Below are 24,412 nucleotides of genomic sequence, written 5' to 3'. Positions count from 1 at the left end.
AGGTTTGACGGATGACCAACATGCCGCTGACTGAAGACGCGCTTTCGCCGAAGCTGGATCATCTGGCCGGCCTCGTCAGCCGCTATACCAAGCCGGAATATGCGGTCGCACATGGCGGCCATGTCCAGACGATCGCCGCCGGCCACTATACGGTAAGCGGTCTTTCCCGCCACGTCCGTCTCGGCGAATTTGTCGCCCACAAGTCGGCGACCGGCATCCATCTCGGCGAGGTCGTCCGCGTCGAGCCGGAACTGGCCTATGTCTGCCCGATCGAACCGGGTGAGCCGATCGGCATTCATGACACGGTCATCCGCAAGGGAGCTTTTCGAATATCGCCGGCCGAAAGCTGGTGCGGCCGGACGATCAATTCGCTTTGCGAACCGATCGATGGCCTTGGCCCGATCGTTGAGGGCCTCGATCGCCGCTCGATTTCCAATACCGCGCCGCCTTCGATGACCCGCAAGCGTGTCGAGAAGGGCTTCCGGACGGGTGTCCGCGCCATCGATATCTTTTCGCCGCTATGCCACGGCCAGCGCCTCGGCATCTTCGCGGGCTCCGGCGTCGGTAAATCGACGCTGCTCTCGATGCTCGCCAAGGCCGATGCCTTTGACAGGGTGGTCATTGCGCTCGTCGGCGAACGCGGCCGCGAAGTGCGCGAATTCATCGAGGATACGCTCGGCGAGAACATGAAGAAGTCGATCGCCGTTGTCGCGACCAGCGACGAGAGCCCGATGCTGCGCAAGATGGCGCCGTTGACGGCGGTGACGATCGCCGAACATTTCCGCGATCAGGGCGACAACGTTCTCCTGATTGTCGACAGCGTCACGCGCTTTGCCCATGCAATCCGGGAAGTGGCGACGGCATCCGGCGAGCCGCCGATCGCCCGCGGCTATCCCGCATCCGTTTTCACCGAGCTGCCGCGACTGCTCGAGCGTGCGGGTCCCGGGCCGGAAGGCACAGGAACTATCACCGCAATCATCTCGATCCTCGTCGATGGCGACAATCACAACGACCCGATTGCCGACTCCACGCGCGGCATTCTCGACGGCCATATCGTCCTGCAGCGCAGCCTTGCAGAGGAGGGCCGCTATCCGCCGATCGACCCGCTGGCTTCCATTTCGCGCCTTGCCCGCAAGGCCTGGACGCCGGATCAGGAAAAGCTGGTCTCGCGCCTGAAGGCGCTGATCCATCGCTTCGAGGAAACGCGCGACCTGCGCCTGATCGGCGGCTACCGACCGGGGGCCGACCCGGATTTGGACATGGCGGTCAAGCAGGTACCAATTATATACGATGTTTTGAAACAGTCGCCGGGAGACCGCGAGTCGGCCGATGCCTTTGCTGACCTGGCGGCAGCACTCAAGACGGCTGCCGGGATTTCGAACCAGCCGTCGACGTTCCCGACGAGACCCAGAGGCTAGCTTTGACCACTTTCGACGATGATGACGAGCGCATCGCTCCCTTGAAGCCACTGGAAAAGCGGCAGGCGCTGATGCTCGACCGTGTGCTGACCGTGACCGGGCTTGCGCTCGCGGGTGCGGCGGCGTTTTTCCCATGGTATGTCTTCTTCAACGAGGACAAGTTCAGCATCAAAGTCGAACAAGGTGACCGGAGCCGTGACCTGCCGGACTGGCCGGAACGCAACGTTTTCAGCGTCTCGCCGCTTGCGATGGTCAACAAGAACGAGGTGGAGAAGAAGCCCGCGCTTGCCTTCGACCCGCTGACGACCGCGACGGTTTCGAATGTCGGCAGGGAGAGCAACAAGGGTATCATGCCCGACGACCAGCCGTTTCCAGCCGTTTCCGGTTTCAAGCTGCTGCATGTCGCCAACGGCCGCGCGCTGATTGAGGATTCCTCGGGCATGTATGTCGTGCGCGTCGGATCGATCCTCCCGGACGAAAGCCGTCTTGCCACGCTGGAAGAGCGCGAAGGCAAATGGGTGATCGTCACGTCCAATGGTGAAGTCTACCAGAACAATTGATCGCGATTGCTGTGATCGGTGGAGGCTCCGCGCGTGCGACGGGGTCTCTTTGCTTTTGGCGCTTCCATAAAGATAGCTTCGGCGAGAAGCCGAAATTCCCCGTAAGTCTGACGCAAGATTGCCGCCCTAGGGTCCTCTCAGTAAAAACGGAGAGTTCCCATGCAACCGATTCAACTTTTCGACTTGGCCTCGCGGCAGGCGGAATGGCTGACGATCCGTCAGGAGGTTGTGGCCGGCAATATCGCGAATGCAAACACGCCGAAATTTCGTGCCAAGGACGTGACGCCTTTCGAGGCCGTGCTCGACAAGGCCGATATCACCATGGCCCGCACCAATCCGGCGCATCTCAGCGGCAACGATTTCAGCACCAGCGGCGGCATCGACGTCAAGGAAGCTGCACTCGACCAGGAAATCGGCGTGCAGGAATCGGGCAATACCGTCGGCCTCGCGGAGGAACTGTCCAAGTCCGGCGAGATCAAGCGTCAGTACGAGTTGAACACCTCTTTGGTGGGCTCCTTCCATCGAATGATGTTGATGACCGTAAGGAAGTAATGTCGTGGATCCCTTGTCAGCAGCAATGAAGATCGCAGGTTCCGGGCTCGAAGCGCAGTCGACGCGCTTGCGCATCGTCTCGGAAAACATCGCAAACGCCCGTTCGACCGGCGATACGCCCGGCGCCGATCCCTATCGCCGCAAGACGATCACGTTTGGCGAGGAGGTCGATCGCGCCGGCGGCGTGACGACAGTGGGCGTCAAGAAGCTCGGCGTCGACGAATCCGATTTCACGACGGAATACGATCCGAGCAATCCGGGCGCCGACGAGCGCGGCGTCGTCAAGCTGCCGAACGTCAACATGCTGGTCGAAATGGCGGACATGCGCGAAGCCAACCGTTCCTATGACGCCAACCTGCAGACCATCAAGCAGACCCGCGACCTGATCTCCTCCACGATCGATCTCCTGAAGAGCCAATAATGATCAACACCGTACAGAACGTTAGCTCTCTTTCCGTAACGCGCGGCCTCGGCAGCGTTGCGACCGAGAATTCCTCCACGGCCCCTTCCGCCGCCGAAAGCGCCAATAACGACCAGAGCTTTGCGGCCGTTCTCGGAAACATGGCAACGCAGGCCGTAGATACCATGAAGGGCGCCGAAAGCATGTCCTTCGCCGGCATCAAGGGCACGGCGACGACCCGCGAAGTGGTCGACTCCATGCTGCAGGCCGAGCAGACCCTGCAAACCGCAATCGCAATCCGTGACAAGGTCGTGTCGGCCTTTCTCGAAGTCACCAAGATGCAGATGTAACTGGATTTAAGGACGAACCGATGAGAGCGCTCGCCATTGCGGCTACGGGCATGGATGCCCAGCAGACTAACCTCGAAGTGATCGCGAACAACATCGCGAACATCAATACGACAGGCTTCAAGCGTGCACGCGCCGAGTTCACCGACCTTCTCTACCAGACCGAACGCGCCAAGGGCGTCGCAAACCGCGCCAATCAGGCGATCGTTCCGGAAGGCGCCAATATCGGCCTCGGCGTGCAGACATCTGCGATCCGCAACCTGCACATTCAGGGCGAGCTCAGCCAGACCGGCAACGATCTCGACGTGGCGCTGATCGGCAAGGGTTTCTTCCAGATCGAGGCCCCGGACGGCACAACGCTCTACACACGCGCCGGCGCTTTTAACAAGAACGACCAGGGCCAGCTCGTCACCGTCGATGGTTATGAAGTCGTCCCGGGCATCACGATCCCGACCGGTTCGACGGAACTGACGATCAGCCGGTCCGGTGAAGTCACCGCAAAGCTCCCGGGCCAGACGGATCCGACGACGCTCGGCCAGCTGACGCTTGCAAGTTTCGTCAACGAAGCCGGCCTTCAGCCGCTTGGCGACAACCTTTTCCAGCAGACGCCGGCCTCCGGCGACCCGGTCGTCGGTACGCCGGACGAAGAGGGCTTTGCGTACATGAAGCAGGGCTACCTGGAATCTTCGAACGTCGATCCGGTGAAGGAAATCACCGAGCTGATATCGGCCCAGCGCGCCTATGAAATGAACTCCAAGGTCATCACCACGGCCGACGAAATGGCCTCCATCGTCAGCAAGAACCTGAAATAAAGAGGAAAGGGCCGAACATGATGTTTCGCCGGGCGAGAAATATCGTCGCTTTGACGGCATTAGCCTCGGTTGCGATCGCAGGCATCTTCATGCCCGGCGCCGCGAGCGCCGGCATGGGCTATGCGGTCGTGCCGACGGCCATCATCTATCCCGGAGAAACGATCGGCGGCGGCCAGCTTCAGGAGGTCGAAGTCACCAATCCGAACCTTGCGAGCGGCTATGCGAAATCCATCGACGAAGTTCGCGGCATGATCTCGAAGCGCACGCTGCTGCCGGGACGGACGATCCCTGTTTCGGCGCTGCGCGAGCCTTACACCGTCACCCGCGGATCGCAGATTCGCCTTATCTTTCGTATCGGCGCGATGACGATCTCGGCGGCAGGCTCGCCGCTCGAGGACGGCTCTACCGGCCAGGTCGTTCGTGCCCGCAACATGGATTCAGGCGTCATCGTCAGCGGCACCGTGCTTGCCGACGGCACCATACACGTGGCGGCAAAATGAAGATTGTCTCTCGCATTTTTATCGCACTCGCGGCCCTTTCCATGTGCATGGCGCATGTGACGCCGGCATTTGCGCTGACCTCGCGCATCAAGGACATCGCCTCGCTGCAGGCCGGGCGCGATAATCAGCTCATCGGCTACGGTCTCGTGGTCGGTCTTCAGGGCACGGGCGACGGCTTCCGCGCTTCACCGTTCACCGAACAGTCGATGCGCGCCATGCTGCAGAACCTCGGCATTTCGACGCAGGGCGGCGAATCCAATGCGAAGAATACGGCGGCTGTCATGGTCACGGCGAACCTTCCGCCTTTTGCGAGCCCCGGCAGCCGCATCGACGTCAGCGTCAGTTCGCTGGGCGACGCGACCTCGCTGCGTGGCGGCACGCTTGTCATGACGTCGCTGTCGGGCGCCGACGGTCAGATTTATGCCGTCGCGCAAGGCTCCGTCGTTGTCTCCGGCTTCCAGGCGCAAGGCCAGGCTGCAACGCTGACCGAGGGCGTCACGACGGCCGGCCGCGTTCCGGGCGGCGCAATTATCGAGCGCGAGCTTCCCTCGCACTTCAAGGATTCCGTCAATCTGGTGCTGCAGCTTCGCAATCCGGATTTTTCGACGGCCGTGCGCATTGCCGATGTGGTGAACGGCTATGCCGCTGCCCGCTTCGGCGGTCCGGTCGCGGAGGCGAGGGACGCGCAGGAAGTTGTCGTCCAGAAGCCGCGTGTGGCGGACCTGACGCGATTAATGGCCGATATCGAAAATCTCGTCGTCGAGACCGATACGCCGGCGAAGGTCGTGGTCAACGAGCGCACCGGCACGATCGTCATCGGGGCGGACGTTCGCGTCTCGCCCGTTGCGGTCAGCTACGGAACTCTGACCGTACAGGTTACCGAGCTGCCGCAGATTATCCAGCCCGAGCCCTTCTCGCGCGGCGTCACAGCCGTCCAGCCGCAGACCGATATCGCCGCGCAACAAAACGGCGGACGTGTGGCGATCCTCGACGGTCCGGACCTCCGGACCCTGGTTGCAGGTCTCAACAACATCGGCGTCAAGCCGGATGGTATCATCGCAATCCTGCAGGGTATCAAGTCCGCGGGCGCCCTGCAGGCGGAGCTCGTACTGCAATGATCGGCTTGAAGTTCGACACCAGAGTTTCCAAACTGCTACGGCAGCTCTCGCTACCGGCTGCCGTGGCCGTCCTTCTTTCCATCCCCGGCGCCTTCGCCCAGGAAGCCGCAAGACCTGCCGGCGACCTGAGCTCGGAAGAGGAAATCAAGCAGTTCTGCACCAACATTGCCGATCCGGCGCGCGACCAGCGCTATCTGCTGCAGAAGCAGGAACTGGAGAAGCTGCGCGCCGATATCGACGCCCGCATGGCGGAAATGGACAAGCGCAAGGCCGAGTATCAGGACTGGCTGAAACGTCGGGACGACTTCCTCAAGCAGGCCCAGGCGGGCCTTACCGACATCTTTAAGAACATGAAGCCGGACGCTGCGGCGCTGCAGCTTCAGGAAGTCAGGATCGAGGTTGCGGCGGCGGTGATCATGCGGCTCGGCTCGCGTCAGTCGAGCCTGATCCTGAACGAGATGGACCCGCTGAAGGCGGCCGTCATCGCCAATATCATCGCAAGTGCGTCCGATCCCAATACGTCGAAGGATCCCTCATGAACAAGCGTTTCCCGGCTGTCATGGCCGCTGTTGCCCTACTAGCCGGCTGCCAGTCGCCGCAGGCTGTGAGGGAGATCGGCCGGGCGCCTGCCATGAGCCCGATCGGAAGTGGCCTTGCTTACGGCCAAACACCGCAGATGGCGCTTTATCCGAAGCAGCCGCGCCAGGTAGCGCAGGGCTATTCGCTGTGGAGCGATTCCCAGGCGGCCCTCTTCAAGGATGCGCGCGCACTCAACGTCGGCGACATTCTGACGGTCAATATCCAGATCAACGACAAGGCGACGTTCGACAACGAAACCAATCGCAGTCGCCAGAATTCGAGCGGGCTCAATTGGGATGTGCAGGCGAACATCTTCGGCTGGAACCCGACCTCCCAGACGGACATCACCTACGGTTCCGACACGAGCACTGACGGCAAGGGCAAGATCGAGCGTTCCGAAAAGCTGACGCTCCTCGTCGCGGCTGTCGTCACCGGCATCCTCGAAAACGGCAACCTCGTCATCAGTGGATCGCAGGAAGTCCGCGTAAACCAGGAAATCCGCATCCTCAATGTTGCCGGTATCGTGCGCCCGCAGGACGTCGATGCCGAAAACCAGATCTCTTACGAGAAGATCGCCGAAGCCCGCATCTCCTACGGCGGCCGTGGCCGCCTGATGGAAGTGCAGCAGCCGCCGCGCGGCCAGCAGGCCATCGATCTCTTCTCGCCGCTCTAAGGCCGGATGACCATGGCAGACGCAGAAGAAACCGACGGCAAGCCGAAAGCGAAATCCGCCATGCTGATCATGGCTGCGGGGCTGCTCGCGCTCACCCTTCTCGGCGCTGGCGGCGGCTGGCTCGTCGGCACGATGATTGCACCGAACGTCAAGAGCGCCGAGCAGGCGGAGGTGGCGGCACAAACGGCTTCGGCCAGCGGCGAAGAGAAAAAGGAAGGCGAGGGCGGACTGCCCCATATTTCCACCGAGGCGAACAACGTCTTCCAGCTTGAGCCGATCACGTCGAACCTCGCCTATCCCTCGGAAAACTGGGTCCGCCTCGAAGTGGCGCTGCTCTTCAACGGTCCGCCGGATGTGAAAGTGGCCGAGGATATCCACCAGGATGTCCTGGCTTACATCCGCACCGTTTCCCTTCAGCAGATCGAAGGGCCGCGCGGCTTTCAATATCTGCGGGATGACATACAGGAACGTGTTGACCTGCGTTCGCAAGGACGAGTATCGAAGGTCATGTTCAGGACCTTTGTCATCGAATGATTCGATTTATAGTTTTCTTCGCTGCCATGATGGCGGCGCCGGAATTGGCGGTTGCCCAGCAGCTGCCGACAGATCTTTTGAACATACCCGTCGATGGTTCCGTCGCCGCCTGGATCATCCGCACCTTCGGCCTTCTGACCGTCCTTTCGGTCGCGCCCGGCATCCTGATCATGGTGACGAGCTTTCCGCGCTTCGTCATCGCCTTTTCGATCCTGCGCACGGGCATGGGACTTTCTTCCACCCCTTCCAACATGATCCTGCTTTCGTTGGCGCTCTTCATGACCTTCTATGTCATGTCGCCAACCTTCGATCAGGCCTGGCAGAGCGGCATGCAGCCACTGCTTTCCAACCAGATCAACGAGCAGGAGGCCGTCCAGCGCATTGCGGAGCCCTTCCGCACCTTCATGGCCGCCAACACGCGCGACAAGGATCTGGCGCTCTTCGTCGACCTTGCGCGTGAGCGCGGCCAGACCGTCCAGACCGGTGCCCAGATCGACTACCGTGTTCTCATTCCGGCTTTCATGATTTCGGAGATCCGGCGCGGGTTTGAGATCGGCTTCCTGATCGTCCTGCCGTTCCTCGTCATCGACCTGATCGTTGCAACGATCACTATGGCGATGGGCATGATGATGCTGCCGCCGACCTCGATCTCGCTGCCGTTCAAGATCCTGTTCTTCGTATTGATCGACGGCTGGAACCTGTTGGTCGGCAGCCTGGTGCGATCCTTCAGCTAATCTCCACCAACGAATTCCGATCGGCCGGCATGCCGCAATGAAAAACCACCGGGCATGCACCCGGCGGTTTCCTTCATCTTATACAGCAGCTATTCCGCCGAGTAGAACGGCTCTGTACGCCGCGGCAAAGCCGGCACGTCGATGTGATCAGGATCAAGGCCGTTCCTGGCGCGCTCAGCCATCATTTCATAGGCTGTTTCCAGGTGATGGCAGAAGCGCTCCGCATCGAAAAGCGGCATGATCGGGCCGTTGGCTTTCAGGCGCGCCTTGTACTCGGCGATCTTTTCGGGATTTTGCGCCAGCTCGACGGCCAGGTCTTCATAAGCCTTCAGGTCCGGGGCAACGAGTTCGGGCAGGCCGATGGCGTGCTGCAGGCTCTCGCTGACGCGCGACGCGAAGTTCGTGCCCTTGACTGTCAGGACCGGCAGACCGCCCCATAGCTGCTCCGACGTGGTCGTGTGACCATTGACCGGGAATGTGTCGATGCCGATGTCTGCTGCCTGCTGGCGGGTGATATGTTCTACGTAGGTGACACGCGGGCAAAAGATGATGCGCTTTTGCGGTATGCCGGCCTGCTGGAACCTCTTCGAGAGATTTGCCTGGTTCCGCGTGCCGTTGGACATGATCCAAAGGACGCTGTTGGGCGCGCGCTTCAGGATATTGCACCAGATGTCGATCGTCTCGGCGATGATTTTGCGGTTGCCGTTGAACGAAGCGAAGATGAAGGCATCTTCGGGCAGGCCGAGGTCGGCCCGCGTGATCGGCTTCGGTTTCGGACGGTTCGTCGGGTCATTCGGCTGGTAGCTTTCCGGCATCCGGCAGAATTTCTCATGGTAATACGGCTTTGCCGCATCCGGAAGGACGAAGCGGTCGCCGATGACGTAGTCGAGATCGATGTTGAGCGTGCTGCCCGGAAAACCGAGCCAGGCGACATGAACAGGTGCCAGCGGCAGATTGAAAGACGATGCCCGGCTGCCGGCGGTGTGGCCCTTCAGGTCGACCATGATGTCGATGTTATGCTCGCGAACGACGGCAGCGATTGCTTCATTGGAAAGGCCGTACACATCGACGACGTTTCCCCAACGGCTGCGGTCGGTCGTGTTCTTCGCCAGATGCTCCGGCTCGGTGTGGCAGAACAGCGTAATTTCGAAGCGGCTCGTGTCGTGCAGTTCGAGGATGCGCTGCAGGAGCTTCATCGTCGCGTGGTGATCCCAGAAGTCCGAGGACATGTAGCCGACGCGGATCTTGTCGGACCAGGTGTGCGGCATCTTCCGCCGCATGGCGACGCGTTCTGGATTGAGGGGGGTCGTACCGATCGTGGCAAACCGGTTCAGGCTCTCGTCGCCGTTCCAGTGGAGATGGTAGAACGGGTTGTCCTTGCGAAGCACGTCGAGATCGCCTTTGGCGATGCGCTCGATGATCGGAGCGTTGTGTTTGTCGGTTTCGTCGAAATCGTTGAACTCGCGCAAGAAGACCAGATAGAGAAAGCGGAAAGCGATATTGCCGGGGTACCGCTTGAACAGATTGCGCGCGAGCATCTGGTTGGTCTGATCATGCAGGTCGTCGGTCAGGAGCAGGGCGGCGAGCCTGGAGTGGTCTGGATTGGAACTTTCCGACAGCACTTTCTTGAACGGCTTTACGATATCGCGCTGCTGGCGGTTCAGGTAGATCGAGGTCAGGATATAGGCGAGCTCCGCGTCATCCTGCGCCTTCGAAAGATTGCGCATGCCGATCAGCAATGCGTCGTCTTCGTTGCCGCACTCAAAATGCAGACGTGCGGCCTGCTTGTGGTATTCGTATGCGTTCGGGCTGTCGTATTGAGCAGCGAGCGCATAGGATCTTGCCGCATCTGCCTTGAAGCCCAACTGCAGAAGGTTCTTTGCAAGTAGCGCGTAGGTTTTGGCGTCCTGTTGGCTGTCGATGAGCTGGTTCAGTGTTGCAAGCGATTGGGTATAGCGGCCCATCTGGTAGTCTTTGGAGGCTGCCGAAAACGAAACTTTGCTGTTCAAAACCAACTCCGTGCGGAAATATCCGTTTGAATGTCGCCGTTCAAGGTCGCGCCCACGGCGCCGCAAAGGCGCAATTATCCCAACCCTGGTTCATCGCATATTGCCGGGCGAAGCTTGCTTGAAACAGGTGACCAGTGGATGCGCACTACAAAATATTTTTAGCTTGAGATTACAGATATTTACCGCGTATTAACTACGCCTGCTGTCCGCGTTCGGGCACTGCTTCGTTTTTAAGAAGTTGGCAAGCATTGGCTGCGAGATTGCTCCCCGACATGACGGGTTTGGGCCAAGAACACAAGGCACCGAGGGGCATGAAGCTGCTCCGTCATCGCCGGTAAGCAGTCCGGTAATGTCCTCCTTTTGTATCTAGTTTTCTAGGGGACAGACTTATGACAAGTATTAATACGAACAACTCTTCCATGGCAGCTCTCCAGACGCTGCGTAACGTCAACAAGGGCCTGAACCAGACTCAGAACCACGTTTCGACGGGTCTGCGCGTCGGCTCGGCTTCCGACAACGCTGCTTACTGGTCGATCGCAACGACCATGCGTTCCGACAACAAGGCGCTCTCGGCCGTTTCCGACGCTCTCGGCATGGGTGCCGCCAAGGTCGACACCGCTTACACCGCGATGGACAGCGCCATCGACGTTGTTTCCGAAATCAAGGCCAAGCTGGTCGCCGCAACTGAAAACGGCGTCGACAAGGCGAAGGTCCAGGAAGAAATCAGCCAGCTGCAAGCGCAGTTGATGAGCATCGCTCAGTCGGCTTCCTTCAATGGCGAAAACTGGGTTGCCGGCGCAAACAACACCACGAAGAGCGTTGTTTCGTCCTTCGTTCGCGACGGTTCGAACGGCGTCTCGGTCAAGACCACCGACTACAAGCTCGACAACACCTCGGCCGGCAACGTGCTGTTCGGCATGAGCGGTGGCTCGATCGAAACCTCCACCGGCATCCTCGGCACCTCGACGGGCGCAACCGGTTCCGTCTACTCGATGGACATCACCAACTTCACGCTGGGCCAGATCTCGACGGCTCTGTCCAACGTCGAATCCGCACTGAAGGCGATGACTTCGGCTGGTGCCGAGCTCGGCTCGCTCTCCACCCGCATCGAACTGCAAGACGATTTCGTCTCGGCTCTGAGCGACTCGATCGACTCCGGTATCGGCCGTCTCGTCGACGCCGACATGGAAGAAGAGTCCTCCAAGCTCAGCGCCCTGCAGACGCAGCAGCAGCTTGCGATCCAGTCTCTCTCGATCGCCAACTCCTCTTCGCAGAACATCCTGTCGCTCTTCCGCTAAGAGCGGTCGAAATCGACAAGCACGAGTTTTCGCGGCCGGGTCATCCCGGCCGCGAAATGTTTTAAGAACAGGTTAATCAAATCACATTTAACATTCAGAATTCATTAACTAAATTTCTTTTTTAGCTTCAGTATTCCTTAACCATCTTGCTGTTTCCTAAGCCCATCGAAACGGCGAGTTAACCTTAATGGATGCGGTTAACAGGCATGAGGCTGATCGCTGTGGGCCGGCTAAAAATTCCGGAATGTCCCTTCCTTGTTTTTCCTGCCAAAGGGGCAAATAGACATGACGAGTATCGTTACCAATAACGCTGCAATGGCAGCTCTCCAGACTCTCCGCGGCATCAACCAGGGCCTCGGCGAAACCCAGGATCATGTTTCGTCCGGCCTGCGCGTCGGCAAGGCCGCTGACAACGCTGCTTACTGGTCGATCGCAACGACCATGCGTTCCGACAACAAGGCGCTTTCGGCTGTTTCGGACGCTCTCGGCCTCGGTGCCGCCAAGGTCGACACTGCCTATGCTGCGATGGACAGCGCCATCGACGTTGTTTCCGAAATCAAGGCCAAGCTGGTTGCCGCGACTGAAAACGGCGTCGACAAGGCGAAGGTCCAGGAAGAAATCGACCAGCTTCAGGAACAATTGCTGAGCATTGCTCAGTCGGCTGCCTTCTCCGGCGAAAACTGGGTTGCCGGGGCAAACAACACCACGAAGAGCGTTGTTTCGACCTTCGTTCGCGATGGTTCGAACGGCGTCTCGGTCAAGATGACCGACTACAAGCTCGACAACACCTCGGCCGGCAACGTGCTGTTCGGCATGAGCGGCGGCACGATCGAAACCTCCACCGGCATCCTCGGCACCTCGACGGGCGCAACCGGTTCCGTCTACTCGATGGACATCACCAACTTCACGCTGGGCCAGCTCTCGACGGCTCTGTCCAACGTCGAAGCCGCACTGAAGGCAATGACTTCGGCTGGTGCCGAGCTCGGCTCGATCTCCACTCGCATCGAAATGCAGGACGATTTCGTCTCGGCTCTGAGCGACTCGATCGACTCCGGTATCGGCCGTCTCGTCGACGCCGACATGGAAGAAGAGTCCTCCAAGCTCAGCGCCCTGCAGACGCAGCAGCAGCTTGCGATCCAGTCTCTCTCGATCGCCAACTCCTCTTCGCAGAACATCCTGTCGCTCTTCCGCGGCTAACAGGTCGAAGAACATACACCTGCCGGCTCGTCCGGCAGGCCACGATAAGGAAGCCGCGCTTTGTTGGAGCGCGGCTTTTTCTGTTGGCGTTAACTATTCGTTAACCATTTTGGCGTCTTCTGCGCTCAACGAAACGGCGGGTTAACCAATATTGATTTTCGGTTAACAGGCATGAAAGCTGACCGCCGCTCCCGGTAGTCCGGAATGTCCCTTCCCAATATATGCCAACAAGGGGCAATCATTTTATGACCAGTATTTTGACCAATGTCGCTGCAATGGCCGCTCTCCAAACGCTGCGCGCCATCAATGACAGTCTGGAGGAAACTCAAAATCATGTTTCATCCGGTTATCGCGTAGAAAAGGCAGCCGATAATGCCGCCTATTGGTCGATCGCAACGACCATGCGCTCCGACAATAAGGCGCTTTCGGCGGTCTCCGACGCTCTGGGTCTCGGTGCCGCCAAGGTCGACACTGCCTATTCTGCGATGGACAGCGCCGTCGACGTGGTGACAGAAATCAAGGCCAAGCTGGTTGCAGCGACCGAGAAGGGTGTCGACAGAACGAAAATCCAGGAAGAGATCAAGCAGCTGCAGGCGCAGCTCCTCAGCATTGCGCAATCCGCATCCTTCTCCGGCGAAAACTGGGTCGCAGGCAACGAAACGAAAAGCGTTGTCTCCTCCTTCGTCCGCGACGGCAACGGAAACACTTCCGTTACGACCACCGACTATAAGCTCGACTCCTCGTCCACCGGCAACGTTCTGTTTGGCGTGAGCGGTGGCGCAATCGAAACCTCGTCGGGCATTATCGGCTCTTCGAACGGGACCATCGGTTCAATCTACTCGATGGACATCACATCCTTCGGAACGGACGGGATTTCGCTCGCTCTGACGGCCGTCGAACTCGGCCTCGAGGCGATGACGAGGGCAGCCTCGCAGCTCGGCTCGATCTCGACACGCATCCAGCTACAGGAGGATTTCGTCTCAGCGCTGAGCGACTCGATCGACTCGGGTGTCGGCCGTCTCGTCGATGCAAACATGGAAGAGGAATCCAGCAAGCTGACGGCATTGCAGACCCAGCAACAGCTAGCGATCCAGTCGCTGTCGATTGCGAATTCCAGCGCGCAGAACATTCTCTCGCTCTTCCGCAGTTAAGCTTCAGGTTGAAGCTAAGCCAGGCCCAGATCCTGGCCAAGCGGCGGCTTTCGGCCGCAACAACAGACAGCAAATCGCGCCGTTTGGCGCGATTTCGATTTTGGAAATCAAGAGCTTGCGTCAAGCTTGCCGGTGCGTTCGGCGGATGCGTTCAACCTCTTGCCGTCAAGGTAAATGTCGGGTTAACCTCATTGTAGAGTTGATTTGTTTGCGACGTACCGGCCTGGAGGGACCAGCCGGCGGCATGAAGCCAGTTAAGTCGCTGCCGGCAATCCGGCCTGTCCCATTCATATTATTTCAGGGATTAATCGATGGCCTACACGATCACAGACGTAGGCGCGTTGAACGTGCTCACTGTTCTTCGCGGCGTTAGCAAGGAAGCCGACACCGTTCAGCGGCAGGTATCGTCGGAGCTGCGCGTCGAGACTGCGGCGGATAATGCCTCCTCATGGGCTTCGGCAACGACCCTGCGGTCGGACGAAAACGCGTTGAAGACCGTCGGCGATGCACTAGGTCTCGGTGCCGCGAAGGTCGATACCGCCTACACGGCGATAACCTCGCTTATCGACGTGGTCTCGGAGATACGCAAAACCGTCGTATCGGCAACCGACCCCGCCAATGATCGCGACAAGCTCAGCGTCACGATGGAGCAGTATAAGTCACAGCTGGAAAGTGCCGTGAATTCCGTCAATTTTTCCGGTGAGAACTGGCTGTTGAACCGAGATGCGACGGCACCTGTGCAACGGTCGGTCATCGGCGGCTTCGTTCGCGGTCCGAACGGTGAATATTACCCGCAGAATATTACTTACCCGGCAGCCAATACGATCATGATCGACACGAACAACGCCAGCCGCGGTCTTCTGACGAAATCGATCAACGCCGATCCGGACGCAGTGCCGGCCCGCGATTACTATCTGCTCGATGTGGGTTCGACGACGTCGGCGGCTGGTACCGAAATATCGATCTCCACAAGCTCGACGTCGCAGGACCTGCAGGACATGCTGACAGTATTGGACAATATCCTTTCCAGCCTCAATGCCACCGCCGCGGGCCTTGGCACGATGAATTCCCGCATCGAAGACCGGCAGGATTTCGTCGCCACGCTTTCGACGTCGCTGAAGACAAGCATAGGCGCCCTTGTCGATACTGATATGGACGAAGCGTCGGTCCGCCTGTCCGCAGCTCAAACAGCACGTGATATGGCAACCGAAGCACTTTCTGTCATGAACACGTCCGCGAGCAAGGTCCTGATCCTGCTCGAGTAGTGTCGGCCCGAACGGCAGGCGTGGAGCCTGCCATTCATCCTCGCACAAGTTTGGGTTTCTAGTCTGAAGAAGAAACGCTGTTTGAGCCGTGCGAAGGCTGAAGAATGCCTTCGCGTCCGTTGCCGGCGTAAGTGTTTGGTTCGTGCAAGGCGGGACGCGCATGTCGAAATTGATTGCAGATGCCGGGTGGTTTCAATGAGCGCTATGCTTTCTCGGTATTTGAAGGACTTCGGTGAGACGAAACCTGCCGCACCGGTCGTCGATACGGACAACTTTGCCGACGACGTCTTCGGCGGTTTTCCGGACATCCCGCAAGAGCCTGCGGTCGATGTCAAAGCCGAGCGCCGTGAGGCCTATGGCGAGGGCTATGCCGCAGCGACGGCCGAGCTGACGCAGCGATACGAGTTGGAGGCGCAGACGGTCGCGCTTGTGCACCAGCGCGAGATTGAAGAACTGACGGCAAGGTATGAAGAAGAGACGGCAGCAGTGATTGCGCGCCGCCTCGATGAGATCGCGGCGGAGGTCGCAAATCTCGTAAGTGCGGCAACCGCGAAAGCGATTGCGCCGATGCTGACGCAAGCGCTTGCCGTCCAGGCGGTCTCAAGTCTTGCAGCCTTGCTACGCGAAGCGATCCTGGAAGGAGCAGCAGGTTCGATGACGGTCAAAGGTCCGGCGCGGCTTTTCGAATTGCTGAAGGCCGAAATGGGTGAAAGGCCGGATCTGCTGCGTCATCAGGAATCCGATGACGCCGATCTCTCTGTTGAAGTCGGCGATTCCGTGTTGGTTACGCGCATTTCCGCCTGGTCTGCCAGCCTGAAGAAGGTTCTTGAATGAGTGAAAGCGAAAACCATCACCACGGCAGGAACGAAGTCATCATCGTCAAGCGACATGGCGGCGGCGATCATGACGGCGCGCATGGCGGCGCCTGGAAAATCGCCTATGCCGACTTCATGACCGCGATGATGGCGTTCTTCCTCGTCATGTGGCTGGTCAACGCAGCGAACGAGGAAACCAAGGCCTCCGTCGCCACCTATTTCAATCCGATCAAACTTGCCGATGAGAAGCCCACTGAGAAGGGCTTGAAGAAGCCCGTCGACCAGGCCGATGGCGATCGGAAGCAGGACAAGTCGAAGGAAGAGGAAGAAGAACCCACCAAAGGCGCATCGGCCGCGAATGGTGACGATCAGACGTCGACTTCAGGCGACCAGAAGAATTACTCCGAAGCCGATTTCTTCGAGAACCCCTATTCGGTTCTTGCCGAAATCGCCCAGGAAGTCGGCCAGCAGGCAAATGTCAGCGCGAAAGGCGAGGGCGGAGCAAGCGATTCGGGTCCCGCAACCGGGGCTGATGGCGGAAAGGCGTATCGCGATCCGTTCGATCCGGATTTCTGGACGAAACAGGTCGAGGTCACGCATGCCGACAAGGCCGAACAGGCCGCAGCCGACGAGGCCGACCCCGAACAGAAGCCCGATGCGACGGAGCTGGCGAAGGCAGAGGCTCTCAAGCCCGCAACCGCGGATCAGGCGTCCGCCGCAGCAGGCGAAGCGCAGGACAAAAGCGCGCTCTTGCCGGAAAAATCAGGTGAAGCCGCAGCCGAGGCACAAAAACCCGGCCAACAGCAGCCTGCCGATGCACCCAAGCTCGCCGACGTGCAGAAACAGGCCGAGGAACTGCAGCAGGAGATCGCCAGGCAGATCAGCGGTATTGCGGGCAAGCTTGCAGAGGGTTTGACCGTCACTGCAGCAGAGGGCGGCCTGCTCGTCAGCATGGCCGACCAGAACGACAGTTCCATGTTCAATATCGGCTCGGCAGTTCCCCGTAAGGAAATGGTGCTGGCGATGGAGAAGATCGGCGAAATCCTGAAGAGCCGTCAGGGCGCAGTCGTGATCCGCGGCCATACGGACGGCCGTCAATACAAGGGCGCCGACAATGAGAACTGGCGTCTTTCCATGGATCGTGCGCAGGCAGCCTATTACATGCTCGTTCGGGGCGGGGTGGACGAGAAGCGCGTGTCCCAGGTTTCGGGCTTTGCTGACCGGAGGCTGAAGTTGCCCGACGATCCATTCAATGCCGGCAACCGCCGCATCGAAATCCTGGTTCAGGCGGATCAAGGATAGTCTCATGGCGCGCCCGCAGCACCGGCATCTTCTCCTGGCTCTCGGACTGGCGATCGCTTCGCCAGCCGTCGCTGCGGGTGAGGACCAGGCGAACCTGGCGCCGTACAAGATGTTGCGTTCGCTGCAGTTCGTACAGGACGCGGTCGCCCTCGGCGATCATTCGGCGGCGGAGATGCAGCGCTTCATGCTCGGCACGATCGATCAGCGCCTGCGCAGTGCGGATGCCTCTGTCTTCGACGATGACCGCAATGTCGATGCCGCACTCGTCTATGCCATGAGCGGCGGCAATCCGGCCACGCTTGAATATCTGATTGCCCGGGACGTGAACGGCTATTTCGACACTCGCATAACCGATGTCCTGCGCAAGTACCTGAGCGGCAAGGGCCTGCTCGTTGCAAAGACACTGGTCGAAACCGCAAATGAGTACCGCGACAAGAAGATCGGTCCCTATCTCGCGCTTGTCGGCGGCAACGTCATGGTGGCGCGAAGCCCGGACGAAGCGCTCAAGCTCTATGATCAGGCGCGGCTCTCGGCGCCGGGAACGATCGTCGAAGAGGCGGCCCTGCGCCGCTCGGTGGCGATTTGCGTCGAAGCGGGTCTCCTTGACAAGGGGCTTGCCTATTCGCAGCGCTATGTGCGGCGGTTCCTCCATTCGCCCTATGCGAGCCAGTTCGCCGATCTTTTCGTCAAGCTGATCGTCGACCACGACCATGTGAAGACGGAAGATATCGTCAGCATCCTCTCCTTCATGGACGAGTCGCGGCGGCGCGAGGTCTATCTGCGCATTGCGCGCGCCGCCGGTATTGCCGGCAAGGCGGAGCTTGCGAGGACGGCAGCCGCATACGCGCAATCGCTTGCCGGCGAACCGAACAATGCGCTCGGCGCGCTCGCGGATTTCTACGGCAACATGGCCTTAGTCTCCACGCCCGACGTGGGTGCGGCCGCAAAGAGCATCAAGAGCGTTGCAGACAGCGAGCTCTCCCCGCGCGACCGCGCGCTACGCGCTGCGGCCAAATCGATCGCCGAACAGGTGCTGCAGCCGCCGGATCCGGCAAGCCTGACACAAGCGTCCGATTCTAAACCTGCTAATGAAGAAATTACTTCTGAACAGGCAGCCGTATCCACGGCCGACGGATCCCAGCCCGCAGAGATCGCGGCGCCCTCCAAGCCTGCTGACGATGGGGCGGCGCCGGCGCTGATGCCGGACGGTGCAGGGCAGGAGGCTGACCCGTCATTCAAATCCTTTGTGACGACGAGCCGTTCGAAACTCGACGAAATCGACGGTCTCTTGAGCCAAGAGAGCAATTGAAATGATCGATATGAGCGTTACGGGGGGAGTTGCCGCAACCGAGGCGTCGCCAGCCGCCAGAGGCAATGGTCCGGCAGCCAAGGACGGCGACGCTGGCAATGGCGGCTTTTCGGACGTGCTCTCGAAGGCAGGAAACAGTCCGCAAAACAGCACCGGCGGCGAGCCTGCTGTGCCCCCTTTGGCTGATGATGCCCAAACAGACGTCGATGAAGGCGCCGCCGGCAGTATCGCTCTCAGTTTGCGCGATCGCGCTCGCAGCAAGCCGATGATCGCTCTCAGCGATGCCTCGTTGAAACAACAGGCCGCGACGCAGCCGGAGACGGTTGCAATCGACACAGGCAAATCCGGCAAGGATCAGATGAAAAGCCGCGTCGATACGGTTTCGGTAAAATTCGAAGTCAAGGAAGACGCCGGCGAGGTCGCGGAAGATGCACATGTCGCAAAAGACGAAAAATCGGCAAAGACCTTGGAGAACAAGACCGGAGCCGATGAAGGCCCTCCGTTAAATGCGACGTCTGTCTCTGATGCGCTCGGTCTTTTGAACAAGGATGCCACGGATACGGTGATCCCGGTGGCATTCCTGGCTGCAGCCCATGTGAATGCGAAGGACGATATGGCCGGGAAGGAAAAGGATGCCGGCCGTGGCACTGGTAATGCGCCTGCGGCCGCTGCGCTGGCGGCGATCAGCGCCAGCGACGCGCAGATGCCGGCCGTGGACGACGCAGCCAATCTTGATGGAAAGACGTTCCGTTTGAGCCGCGCGGACGGGCGCGGCGAGTCCATGGACATCCGTATCGGTGCTGACCAGGAAGCGTCCGCCGCCAAGGCGAAGAGCGATATCGAAAGCGTCACGGTTCTCGATTCACGCCGCTATATCGGCCTCGCGCAGAATTCCGCATCCGTGACCGCTGCAATCCTTGGCGACAGGGAGTGGACGGGTGCGATGCAGCCGAGTTCCGCACTGTCGAACGCTGCCGAATGGACGAGCACCGGGAAGGTTGTCAACACCCTGAAGATCCAGATGACGCCGATCGACCTCGGCCTCGTGACGGCAACGATGCGCCTTTCCGGCGATGCCCTGAACGTCGATCTGAAGGTCGAAACCGGTGCGGCCTATCGGCAGCTCAAGGAAGATCACGGCAAGATCATCGAGGTGCTTCGCAGCCAGGGTTATGCCATCGACAACGTCACGATCAGCATGGCGCCGGTAGAAAAGCCCGACGCGGGGAACCAGGCAAATGCGCAAGAGCAGTCTTCCCAGCAACAATCTTTGCAGCAGGGGCAGGGCGGTGAAGCGCGCGAGCGCCACGCCCAGACAGCACAGCGGGGCAATGGAGGCCTTAATGGGGCAGGGGAGACATATGTTGAAGATGTTGCTTCTGGCGCCGCTGGCGGCGGCGCTTCTGGCAGCGTTTACCTCTGAGACACGCGCCTCCAACGGTGCCTGCGAAAGGGAAATCCAGTCTGCTGCCGCCAAATACGGCATACCGGAAGGCATTCTCTATTCCGTGGGCCTGACGGAAACCGGACGCAAAGGTTCGCTCTATCCTTTTGCACTGAACATAGAGGGCAAGGCAGTCTTCCCGCCTTCCGAGCTGGACGCCATGAGGCAGTTCTATTCGGCGCGAAAAAGCGGTGCAAAGCTCATCGACATCGGCTGCATGCAGATCAACCATTACTTTCATGGCGAGAATTTCGGCTCGGCGGAAGCCATGTTCGACCCGCACCGCAATGTCGAATATGCGGCGAAGTTCCTTCGCAATCTTCACGACCGGCATGAAACCTGGACGATGGCGGTAGCCAGATACCACGCCGGACCAAACAACGACCCTGCGCAGAAGCGGTATGTCTGCCGCGTAATCGCCAATCTCGTCGCTACCGGCTATGGCAAGTGGACTCCCAATGCGAGTAACTTCTGCCACAACTGATGCAAGTAAAAATAGAAAAACGTGAACAAAACGGAATCGTGCCATAATGTGGCAGGAATTGGCCGAAAATTGGGTTCACAAGACCTAATTTACCCTCTGTTAACTTTTCCACGAAATTTTTGTGTGCATAACTGAGAAGGCATACTACATATAGAGCAAATCGGGACCCAGTTCTTAATCAACTGTTAATTCCTGCCATTAAGTTCCAGCAGCTTGTCCCAGATTCGTGCGATTCGTACCCATAGATCATCGAGGTGCCACACTGATTCGGAGGCGGACGAATGATCGTAGTGGTTGATGAGCGTGAGCTCGTAAAAGATGGTTACACATCACTGTTTGGCCGCGAGGGCATTCCCTCGACCGGCTTTGATCCAAGCGAATTCGGCGAGTGGGTGCAAACGGCGGCGGATTCCGATATCGCGGCTGTCGAAGCTTTCCTGATCGGCCAGGGCAGGCAGACCTTAGAGCTGCCACGGGCGATCCGGGATCGCTCCCAGGCGCCGGTGATCGCGGTCAGCGACCAGCCTTCGCTCGAAAACACCCTTGCACTTTTTGATTGCGGCGTCGACGATGTCGTCCGCAAGCCAGTGCACCCCCGTGAAATCCTGGCGCGCGCCGCTGCAATCCGCCGCCGCCTGAAAGCGATTTCGACCCACACCGATATCGGCGCGATCCGCGTCTTTTCGGACGGCCGCGATCCGGAAATCAACGGTGAAGTCTTTGCGCTTCCGCGCCGCGAACGCCGCATTTTGGAATACTTGATCGCCAACCGCGGCCGCCGCGTCACCAAGACCCAGATCTTCAACGCCATCTACGGCATCTTCGACGAGGAAGTCGAAGAGAATGTCGTTGAGAGCCATATCTCCAAGCTGCGCAAGAAGTTGCGCAAGAAGCTCGGCTTCGACCCGGTCGATTCGAAGCGCTTTCTCGGCTACTGCATCGACTGGAACTGATTTTCAGCGGCGGGCCTGGCCCGCGGAAACGTGCCTTTCAATATTTCGATCAGGCAGCTCCGCTACAGACAGCTTCACGCAAGGCCCGCCAAATACTCTCCAAGCTATCAAGGAAAACGAGGTTTTCAGATGAGCATTTTTGGCAGCATGAAGACGGCAGTGTCGGGGATGAACGCACAGGCAAACCGCCTGAGCACCGTTGCCGACAACATCGCGAATGCAAATACCACCGGCTACAAGGCTGTCTCGACGGCCTTCTCCTCTCTCGTCCTGCCGTCCACGGCAGGCAACTACAATTCCGGTGGTGTGCAGACGTCCATCCGTCAGGCTGTTTCCGACCAAGGCGACATCTCCTACACGACTTCGGGCTACGACCTCGCCATTTCCGGCGACGGCTTTTTCATCGTGCAGGGCGCCGACGGCACGCCGGTCCTGACCCGCGCCGGTGACTTCACGAAGGACGACGAAGGCAACCTCGTCAACTCGGCGGGCTTCACGCTGATGGGCTATCCTTATGGTTCTTCCGCTCCGGCCGTCGTCGTCAACGGCTTCGACGGCCTCGTTCCGATCAATGTCCTCGGCGACCAGAAACTGGAAGCCGTGCCGACGGCGAATGGTACGTGGACGGGCAACCTCAAGCCATCTTCGCCCATCGAAACCACTGCGGCAGACCTCCCGAGCGCAAACAACGCAACGGCCACATCCGATACGCAGAAATATTCGATCGTCACCTATGACAAGCTCGGCAGCAAGGTGATGTACGACATCTACTTCACAAAGGTCCCGGTAACGACCGTGGCGCCGCTGCCGCCGACTGGCACCGCCTACGAATGGGAAATGGCGGTATTCCGCAACGCCGACAAGGCCGCGACTGGCACGAGCTCCTTCCCGTACTCTTCCGCCGCCGTTGACGTGAAGCGGGTATATTTCGACAGCTCGGGGCAGATGCTGACGGATGCAACGCATACCAGCACCACGGACATCATCGATCCGGTGACGGGTCTCACCATCAATATGAGCCTCGATCTCTCGCAGGTCGGCGACAGTTGGTCCGGCACCGGTAACGTCGATGGACAGGGCGCAAACTCGCCGGTCGATATCACCATCGACGCCGATGGTGTGGTGTATTCGAAATACGACGACGGCAGCACCAAGCCCGTCTTCCAGATCCCGCTCGCAAACGTGCCGAGCCCCGATCTGCTGACGCTGATGTCCGGCAACGTCTACTCAGCGAACGGCAGGTCCGGCGTCACCGTCACCGGCTTCCCGCAGACGAGTGGCTTCGGCAAGATCCAATCGGGCGCGCTTGAAGGTTCGAACGTCGATATGGCGGGCGAGCTCACGGAAATGATCGAGTCGCAGCGCAGCTATACGGCAAACTCGAAAGTGTTCCAGACGGGTTCGGACTTGATGGACGTCCTCGTCAATCTCAAGAGATAAGTAAGGTAACGGCTAAGCCATGTCGCTCACTTCCGCACTTAATACGGCACAGGGCATATTCAACAATACAGGCGCTCAAAGCAGCGTCGTATCGAACAATATCGCCAATGCCGGCAATAAGGATTATGTGCGTCGGCAGGCGATGCTCACCACCTCCTTGAACGGCGCGCAGGTGGTCAAGATCAACCGTGCGCAGGAGGATGCTCTCCTGCGCCAGTACCTGAAGAGCAATTCTCAAGACAGTGCCCAGCAGACCCTTTTGAACGGCTTGGAAGACATCAAGTCCGTCATCGGCGGCAACGATTACGAGACGGCGCCCTCCACCTACCTTGCGGTCTTTCGTGACAAGCTTAGCGCGTTCAGAGCCGCACCGAACAGCACGATCGCCGGCCAGGGCGCCATCACGGCGGCGCAGGACGTCGTGAACTCGCTCAACAATGCGACCAACGCTGTCCAGCAGGTGCGGATGAATGCGGACAAATCGATTGCAAATTCCGTAGAAGAGCTGAATGAGCTGCTGGCGCAATTCGAGACCGCAAACAACGCCGTCAAGTCTGCCACGTCTTCCGGTGCCGATCCGTCGCAAGCGCTCGACCAGCGCGATGCCTTGCTCAAGCAGATTTCGGGGATCGTGGGAGTCACGACCGTCGCCCGCGATAACAATGACATGGTGCTGTATACCTCGGACGGGGTGACGCTCTTCGAGACCATTCCGCGCGCGGTGACTTTCAAGCCGACCCAGAGCTACGGCGCCTCCACCGACGGCAACGGCGTTTACATCGATGGCGTGGCGCTCGGTAAGGGTTCGGGCGGCACGACGTCGGCGCAGGGCAGTCTCCAGGCGCTTCTCCAGCTTCGTGACGAAGTCGCGCCGACATTCCAATCCCAGCTCGACGAAATCGCCAAGGGTCTCGTTGCGTTATTTTCGGAAACGAACACGGCCGGAACCAGCACGCTGCCGGGTCTCTTTACCTGGACGTTGCCGAGCGGGCTTCCGGGCGGAACGCCGACGACGGCCACGATCATCGACGGCATTGCTGGTTCCATCACGGTCAATCCGGCAGTGGTGACCTCGCTGGGCGGCGATCCGATGAAGCTGCGCGACGGTTCGATCAACGGCGCCGCGTTCAATCAGAATACCGCTGCCAATGGCGGCTACACCGCGCAGCTCGACAAGCTCTACACGGCCATGGGCGCCAAGATGGATTTCGATCCGGGCGCCGGCGTAATCGGCTTCAACTCGGCAACGGGTATCGACTCGAACGTCAGCATCATGGATTTTTCGTCTAGCTCGATCGGCTGGTTCGAACAGTACCGCAGCGACGCGAGCGGTGCCACGGAGAACACGGCAGCAGCGCTTTCGCGATCCGACGAAGCCTATTCCAACGAGACCGGCGTCAACCTGGACGAAGAGCTGACGCTGCTTCTCGACATCGAACAATCCTACAAGGCGGCGACGAAGATTTTGAACGCCATCGATGAAATGTTGAAGTCATTGCTGGATATAGCGAGTTAAGC

At 59.4% G+C, this 24,412-nt stretch carries 25 protein-coding genes; 24 read left to right on the top strand and 1 reads right to left on the bottom strand.

What is annotated here, in order from left to right; genetic code table 11:
* Positions 1-11 precede the first annotated feature (11 nt).
* From fliI to fliP, 12 genes are all read left to right on the top strand, one after another.
* On the top strand, positions 12-1,418 hold the full coding sequence (gene fliI / locus ACZ9DP_RS32005) for a flagellar protein export ATPase FliI (protein ID WP_476204685.1): 1,407 nt from the start codon (positions 12-14) through the stop codon (positions 1,416-1,418).
* 2 nt (positions 1,419-1,420) lie between these two features.
* Complete coding sequence (locus tag ACZ9DP_RS32000; RefSeq protein WP_476204683.1) at positions 1,421-1,978, top strand: flagellar protein; 558 nt, start codon at positions 1,421-1,423, stop codon at positions 1,976-1,978.
* Between the two features lie 159 nt (positions 1,979-2,137).
* Positions 2,138-2,530, top strand: a complete 393-nt coding sequence (gene flgB, locus ACZ9DP_RS31995) for a flagellar basal body rod protein FlgB (protein ID WP_074066678.1) — start codon at positions 2,138-2,140, stop codon at positions 2,528-2,530.
* Positions 2,531-2,534: 4 nt separating this feature from the next.
* Positions 2,535-2,951, top strand: a complete 417-nt coding sequence (gene flgC / locus ACZ9DP_RS31990) for a flagellar basal body rod protein FlgC (RefSeq protein WP_022718688.1) — start codon at positions 2,535-2,537, stop codon at positions 2,949-2,951.
* The gene (fliE, locus tag ACZ9DP_RS31985) at positions 2,951-3,280 is read left to right on the top strand and encodes a flagellar hook-basal body complex protein FliE (RefSeq protein ID WP_476204682.1); all 330 of its coding nucleotides are present in this window, start codon (positions 2,951-2,953) and stop codon (positions 3,278-3,280) included. Before flgC ends, fliE begins: the two co-directional genes overlap by 1 nt.
* Positions 3,281-3,300: 20 nt before the next feature.
* Complete coding sequence (gene flgG / locus ACZ9DP_RS31980; RefSeq protein ID WP_022718690.1) at positions 3,301-4,089, top strand: flagellar basal-body rod protein FlgG; 789 nt, start codon at positions 3,301-3,303, stop codon at positions 4,087-4,089.
* 17 nt (positions 4,090-4,106) lie between these two features.
* On the top strand, positions 4,107-4,589 hold the full coding sequence (gene flgA / locus ACZ9DP_RS31975; RefSeq protein WP_074066680.1) for a flagellar basal body P-ring formation chaperone FlgA: 483 nt from the start codon (positions 4,107-4,109) through the stop codon (positions 4,587-4,589).
* Complete coding sequence (locus ACZ9DP_RS31970; protein WP_183925440.1) at positions 4,586-5,707, top strand: flagellar basal body P-ring protein FlgI; 1,122 nt, start codon at positions 4,586-4,588, stop codon at positions 5,705-5,707. The genes flgA and ACZ9DP_RS31970 overlap by 4 nt, the downstream gene beginning before the upstream one ends.
* Positions 5,704-6,246: a MotE family protein gene (locus tag ACZ9DP_RS31965; RefSeq protein ID WP_476204681.1), complete on the top strand. Its 543-nt coding sequence runs from the start codon at positions 5,704-5,706 to the stop codon at positions 6,244-6,246. Before ACZ9DP_RS31970 ends, ACZ9DP_RS31965 begins: the two co-directional genes overlap by 4 nt.
* Positions 6,243-6,959: a flagellar basal body L-ring protein FlgH gene (flgH, locus tag ACZ9DP_RS31960; protein ID WP_022718694.1), complete on the top strand. Its 717-nt coding sequence runs from the start codon at positions 6,243-6,245 to the stop codon at positions 6,957-6,959. The genes ACZ9DP_RS31965 and flgH overlap by 4 nt, the downstream gene beginning before the upstream one ends.
* A gap of 60 nt (positions 6,960-7,019) precedes the next feature.
* The gene (locus ACZ9DP_RS31955; protein ID WP_372419701.1) at positions 7,020-7,493 is read left to right on the top strand and encodes a flagellar basal body-associated FliL family protein; all 474 of its coding nucleotides are present in this window, start codon (positions 7,020-7,022) and stop codon (positions 7,491-7,493) included.
* On the top strand, positions 7,490-8,227 hold the full coding sequence (fliP, locus tag ACZ9DP_RS31950; protein ID WP_476204680.1) for a flagellar type III secretion system pore protein FliP: 738 nt from the start codon (positions 7,490-7,492) through the stop codon (positions 8,225-8,227). Before ACZ9DP_RS31955 ends, fliP begins: the two co-directional genes overlap by 4 nt.
* 89 nt (positions 8,228-8,316) lie before the next feature.
* Here fliP and ACZ9DP_RS31945 read toward each other — a convergent pair whose 3' ends face one another.
* Positions 8,317-10,191: an O-linked N-acetylglucosamine transferase, SPINDLY family protein gene (locus ACZ9DP_RS31945; RefSeq protein ID WP_476205512.1), complete on the bottom strand. Its 1,875-nt coding sequence runs from the start codon at positions 10,189-10,191 to the stop codon at positions 8,317-8,319.
* A 434-nt stretch (positions 10,192-10,625) separates the two neighbouring features.
* Here ACZ9DP_RS31945 and ACZ9DP_RS31940 point away from each other — a divergent pair, with 434 nt between their 5' ends.
* From ACZ9DP_RS31940 to flgK, 12 genes are all read left to right on the top strand, one after another.
* Positions 10,626-11,534, top strand: coding sequence for a flagellin N-terminal helical domain-containing protein (locus ACZ9DP_RS31940; RefSeq protein ID WP_022718698.1), 909 nt, complete (start codon positions 10,626-10,628; stop codon positions 11,532-11,534).
* A gap of 285 nt (positions 11,535-11,819) precedes the next feature.
* Positions 11,820-12,731: a flagellin N-terminal helical domain-containing protein gene (locus ACZ9DP_RS31935; RefSeq protein ID WP_074066685.1), complete on the top strand. Its 912-nt coding sequence runs from the start codon at positions 11,820-11,822 to the stop codon at positions 12,729-12,731.
* 245 nt (positions 12,732-12,976) lie between these two features.
* Positions 12,977-13,882: a flagellin N-terminal helical domain-containing protein gene (locus ACZ9DP_RS31930; RefSeq protein ID WP_022717169.1), complete on the top strand. Its 906-nt coding sequence runs from the start codon at positions 12,977-12,979 to the stop codon at positions 13,880-13,882.
* A 311-nt stretch (positions 13,883-14,193) separates the two neighbouring features.
* Positions 14,194-15,147, top strand: coding sequence for a flagellin N-terminal helical domain-containing protein (locus ACZ9DP_RS31925; protein WP_476204678.1), 954 nt, complete (start codon positions 14,194-14,196; stop codon positions 15,145-15,147).
* A gap of 195 nt (positions 15,148-15,342) precedes the next feature.
* Positions 15,343-15,981 carry a hypothetical protein gene (locus ACZ9DP_RS31920; RefSeq protein ID WP_074066687.1) on the top strand — a complete coding sequence of 213 codons (639 nt, stop codon included), beginning with the start codon at positions 15,343-15,345 and terminating at the stop codon, positions 15,979-15,981.
* On the top strand, positions 15,978-17,264 hold the full coding sequence (locus tag ACZ9DP_RS31915) for a MotB family protein (protein ID WP_476204677.1): 1,287 nt from the start codon (positions 15,978-15,980) through the stop codon (positions 17,262-17,264). Before ACZ9DP_RS31920 ends, ACZ9DP_RS31915 begins: the two co-directional genes overlap by 4 nt.
* 4 nt (positions 17,265-17,268) lie before the next feature.
* Positions 17,269-18,573, top strand: a complete 1,305-nt coding sequence (gene motC, locus ACZ9DP_RS31910; protein ID WP_476204676.1) for a chemotaxis protein MotC — start codon at positions 17,269-17,271, stop codon at positions 18,571-18,573.
* A 1-nt stretch (position 18,574) separates the two neighbouring features.
* Positions 18,575-19,996: a flagellar hook-length control protein FliK gene (locus ACZ9DP_RS31905; protein WP_476204675.1), complete on the top strand. Its 1,422-nt coding sequence runs from the start codon at positions 18,575-18,577 to the stop codon at positions 19,994-19,996.
* The gene (locus tag ACZ9DP_RS31900; RefSeq protein ID WP_476205511.1) at positions 19,938-20,501 is read left to right on the top strand and encodes a transglycosylase SLT domain-containing protein; all 564 of its coding nucleotides are present in this window, start codon (positions 19,938-19,940) and stop codon (positions 20,499-20,501) included. The genes ACZ9DP_RS31905 and ACZ9DP_RS31900 overlap by 59 nt, the downstream gene beginning before the upstream one ends.
* A 281-nt stretch (positions 20,502-20,782) precedes the next feature.
* Positions 20,783-21,454 carry a transcriptional activator Rem gene (rem, locus tag ACZ9DP_RS31895; protein WP_022717176.1) on the top strand — a complete coding sequence of 224 codons (672 nt, stop codon included), beginning with the start codon at positions 20,783-20,785 and terminating at the stop codon, positions 21,452-21,454.
* A gap of 129 nt (positions 21,455-21,583) precedes the next feature.
* A complete protein-coding gene (locus ACZ9DP_RS31890) occupies positions 21,584-22,894 on the top strand; it encodes a flagellar hook protein FlgE (RefSeq protein ID WP_074066692.1) in 1,311 nt (436 codons plus the stop codon).
* Between the two features lie 19 nt (positions 22,895-22,913).
* Entirely contained in the window at positions 22,914-24,410 is a 1,497-nt protein-coding gene (flgK, locus tag ACZ9DP_RS31885) for a flagellar hook-associated protein FlgK (RefSeq protein WP_283070823.1), read from the top strand.
* The last annotated feature ends 2 nt before the right edge of the window (positions 24,411-24,412 follow it).

This window comes from Rhizobium sp. USDA 4016 (assembly GCF_056279705.1).
This window is presented reverse-complemented; position numbering and strand designations above follow the sequence as displayed.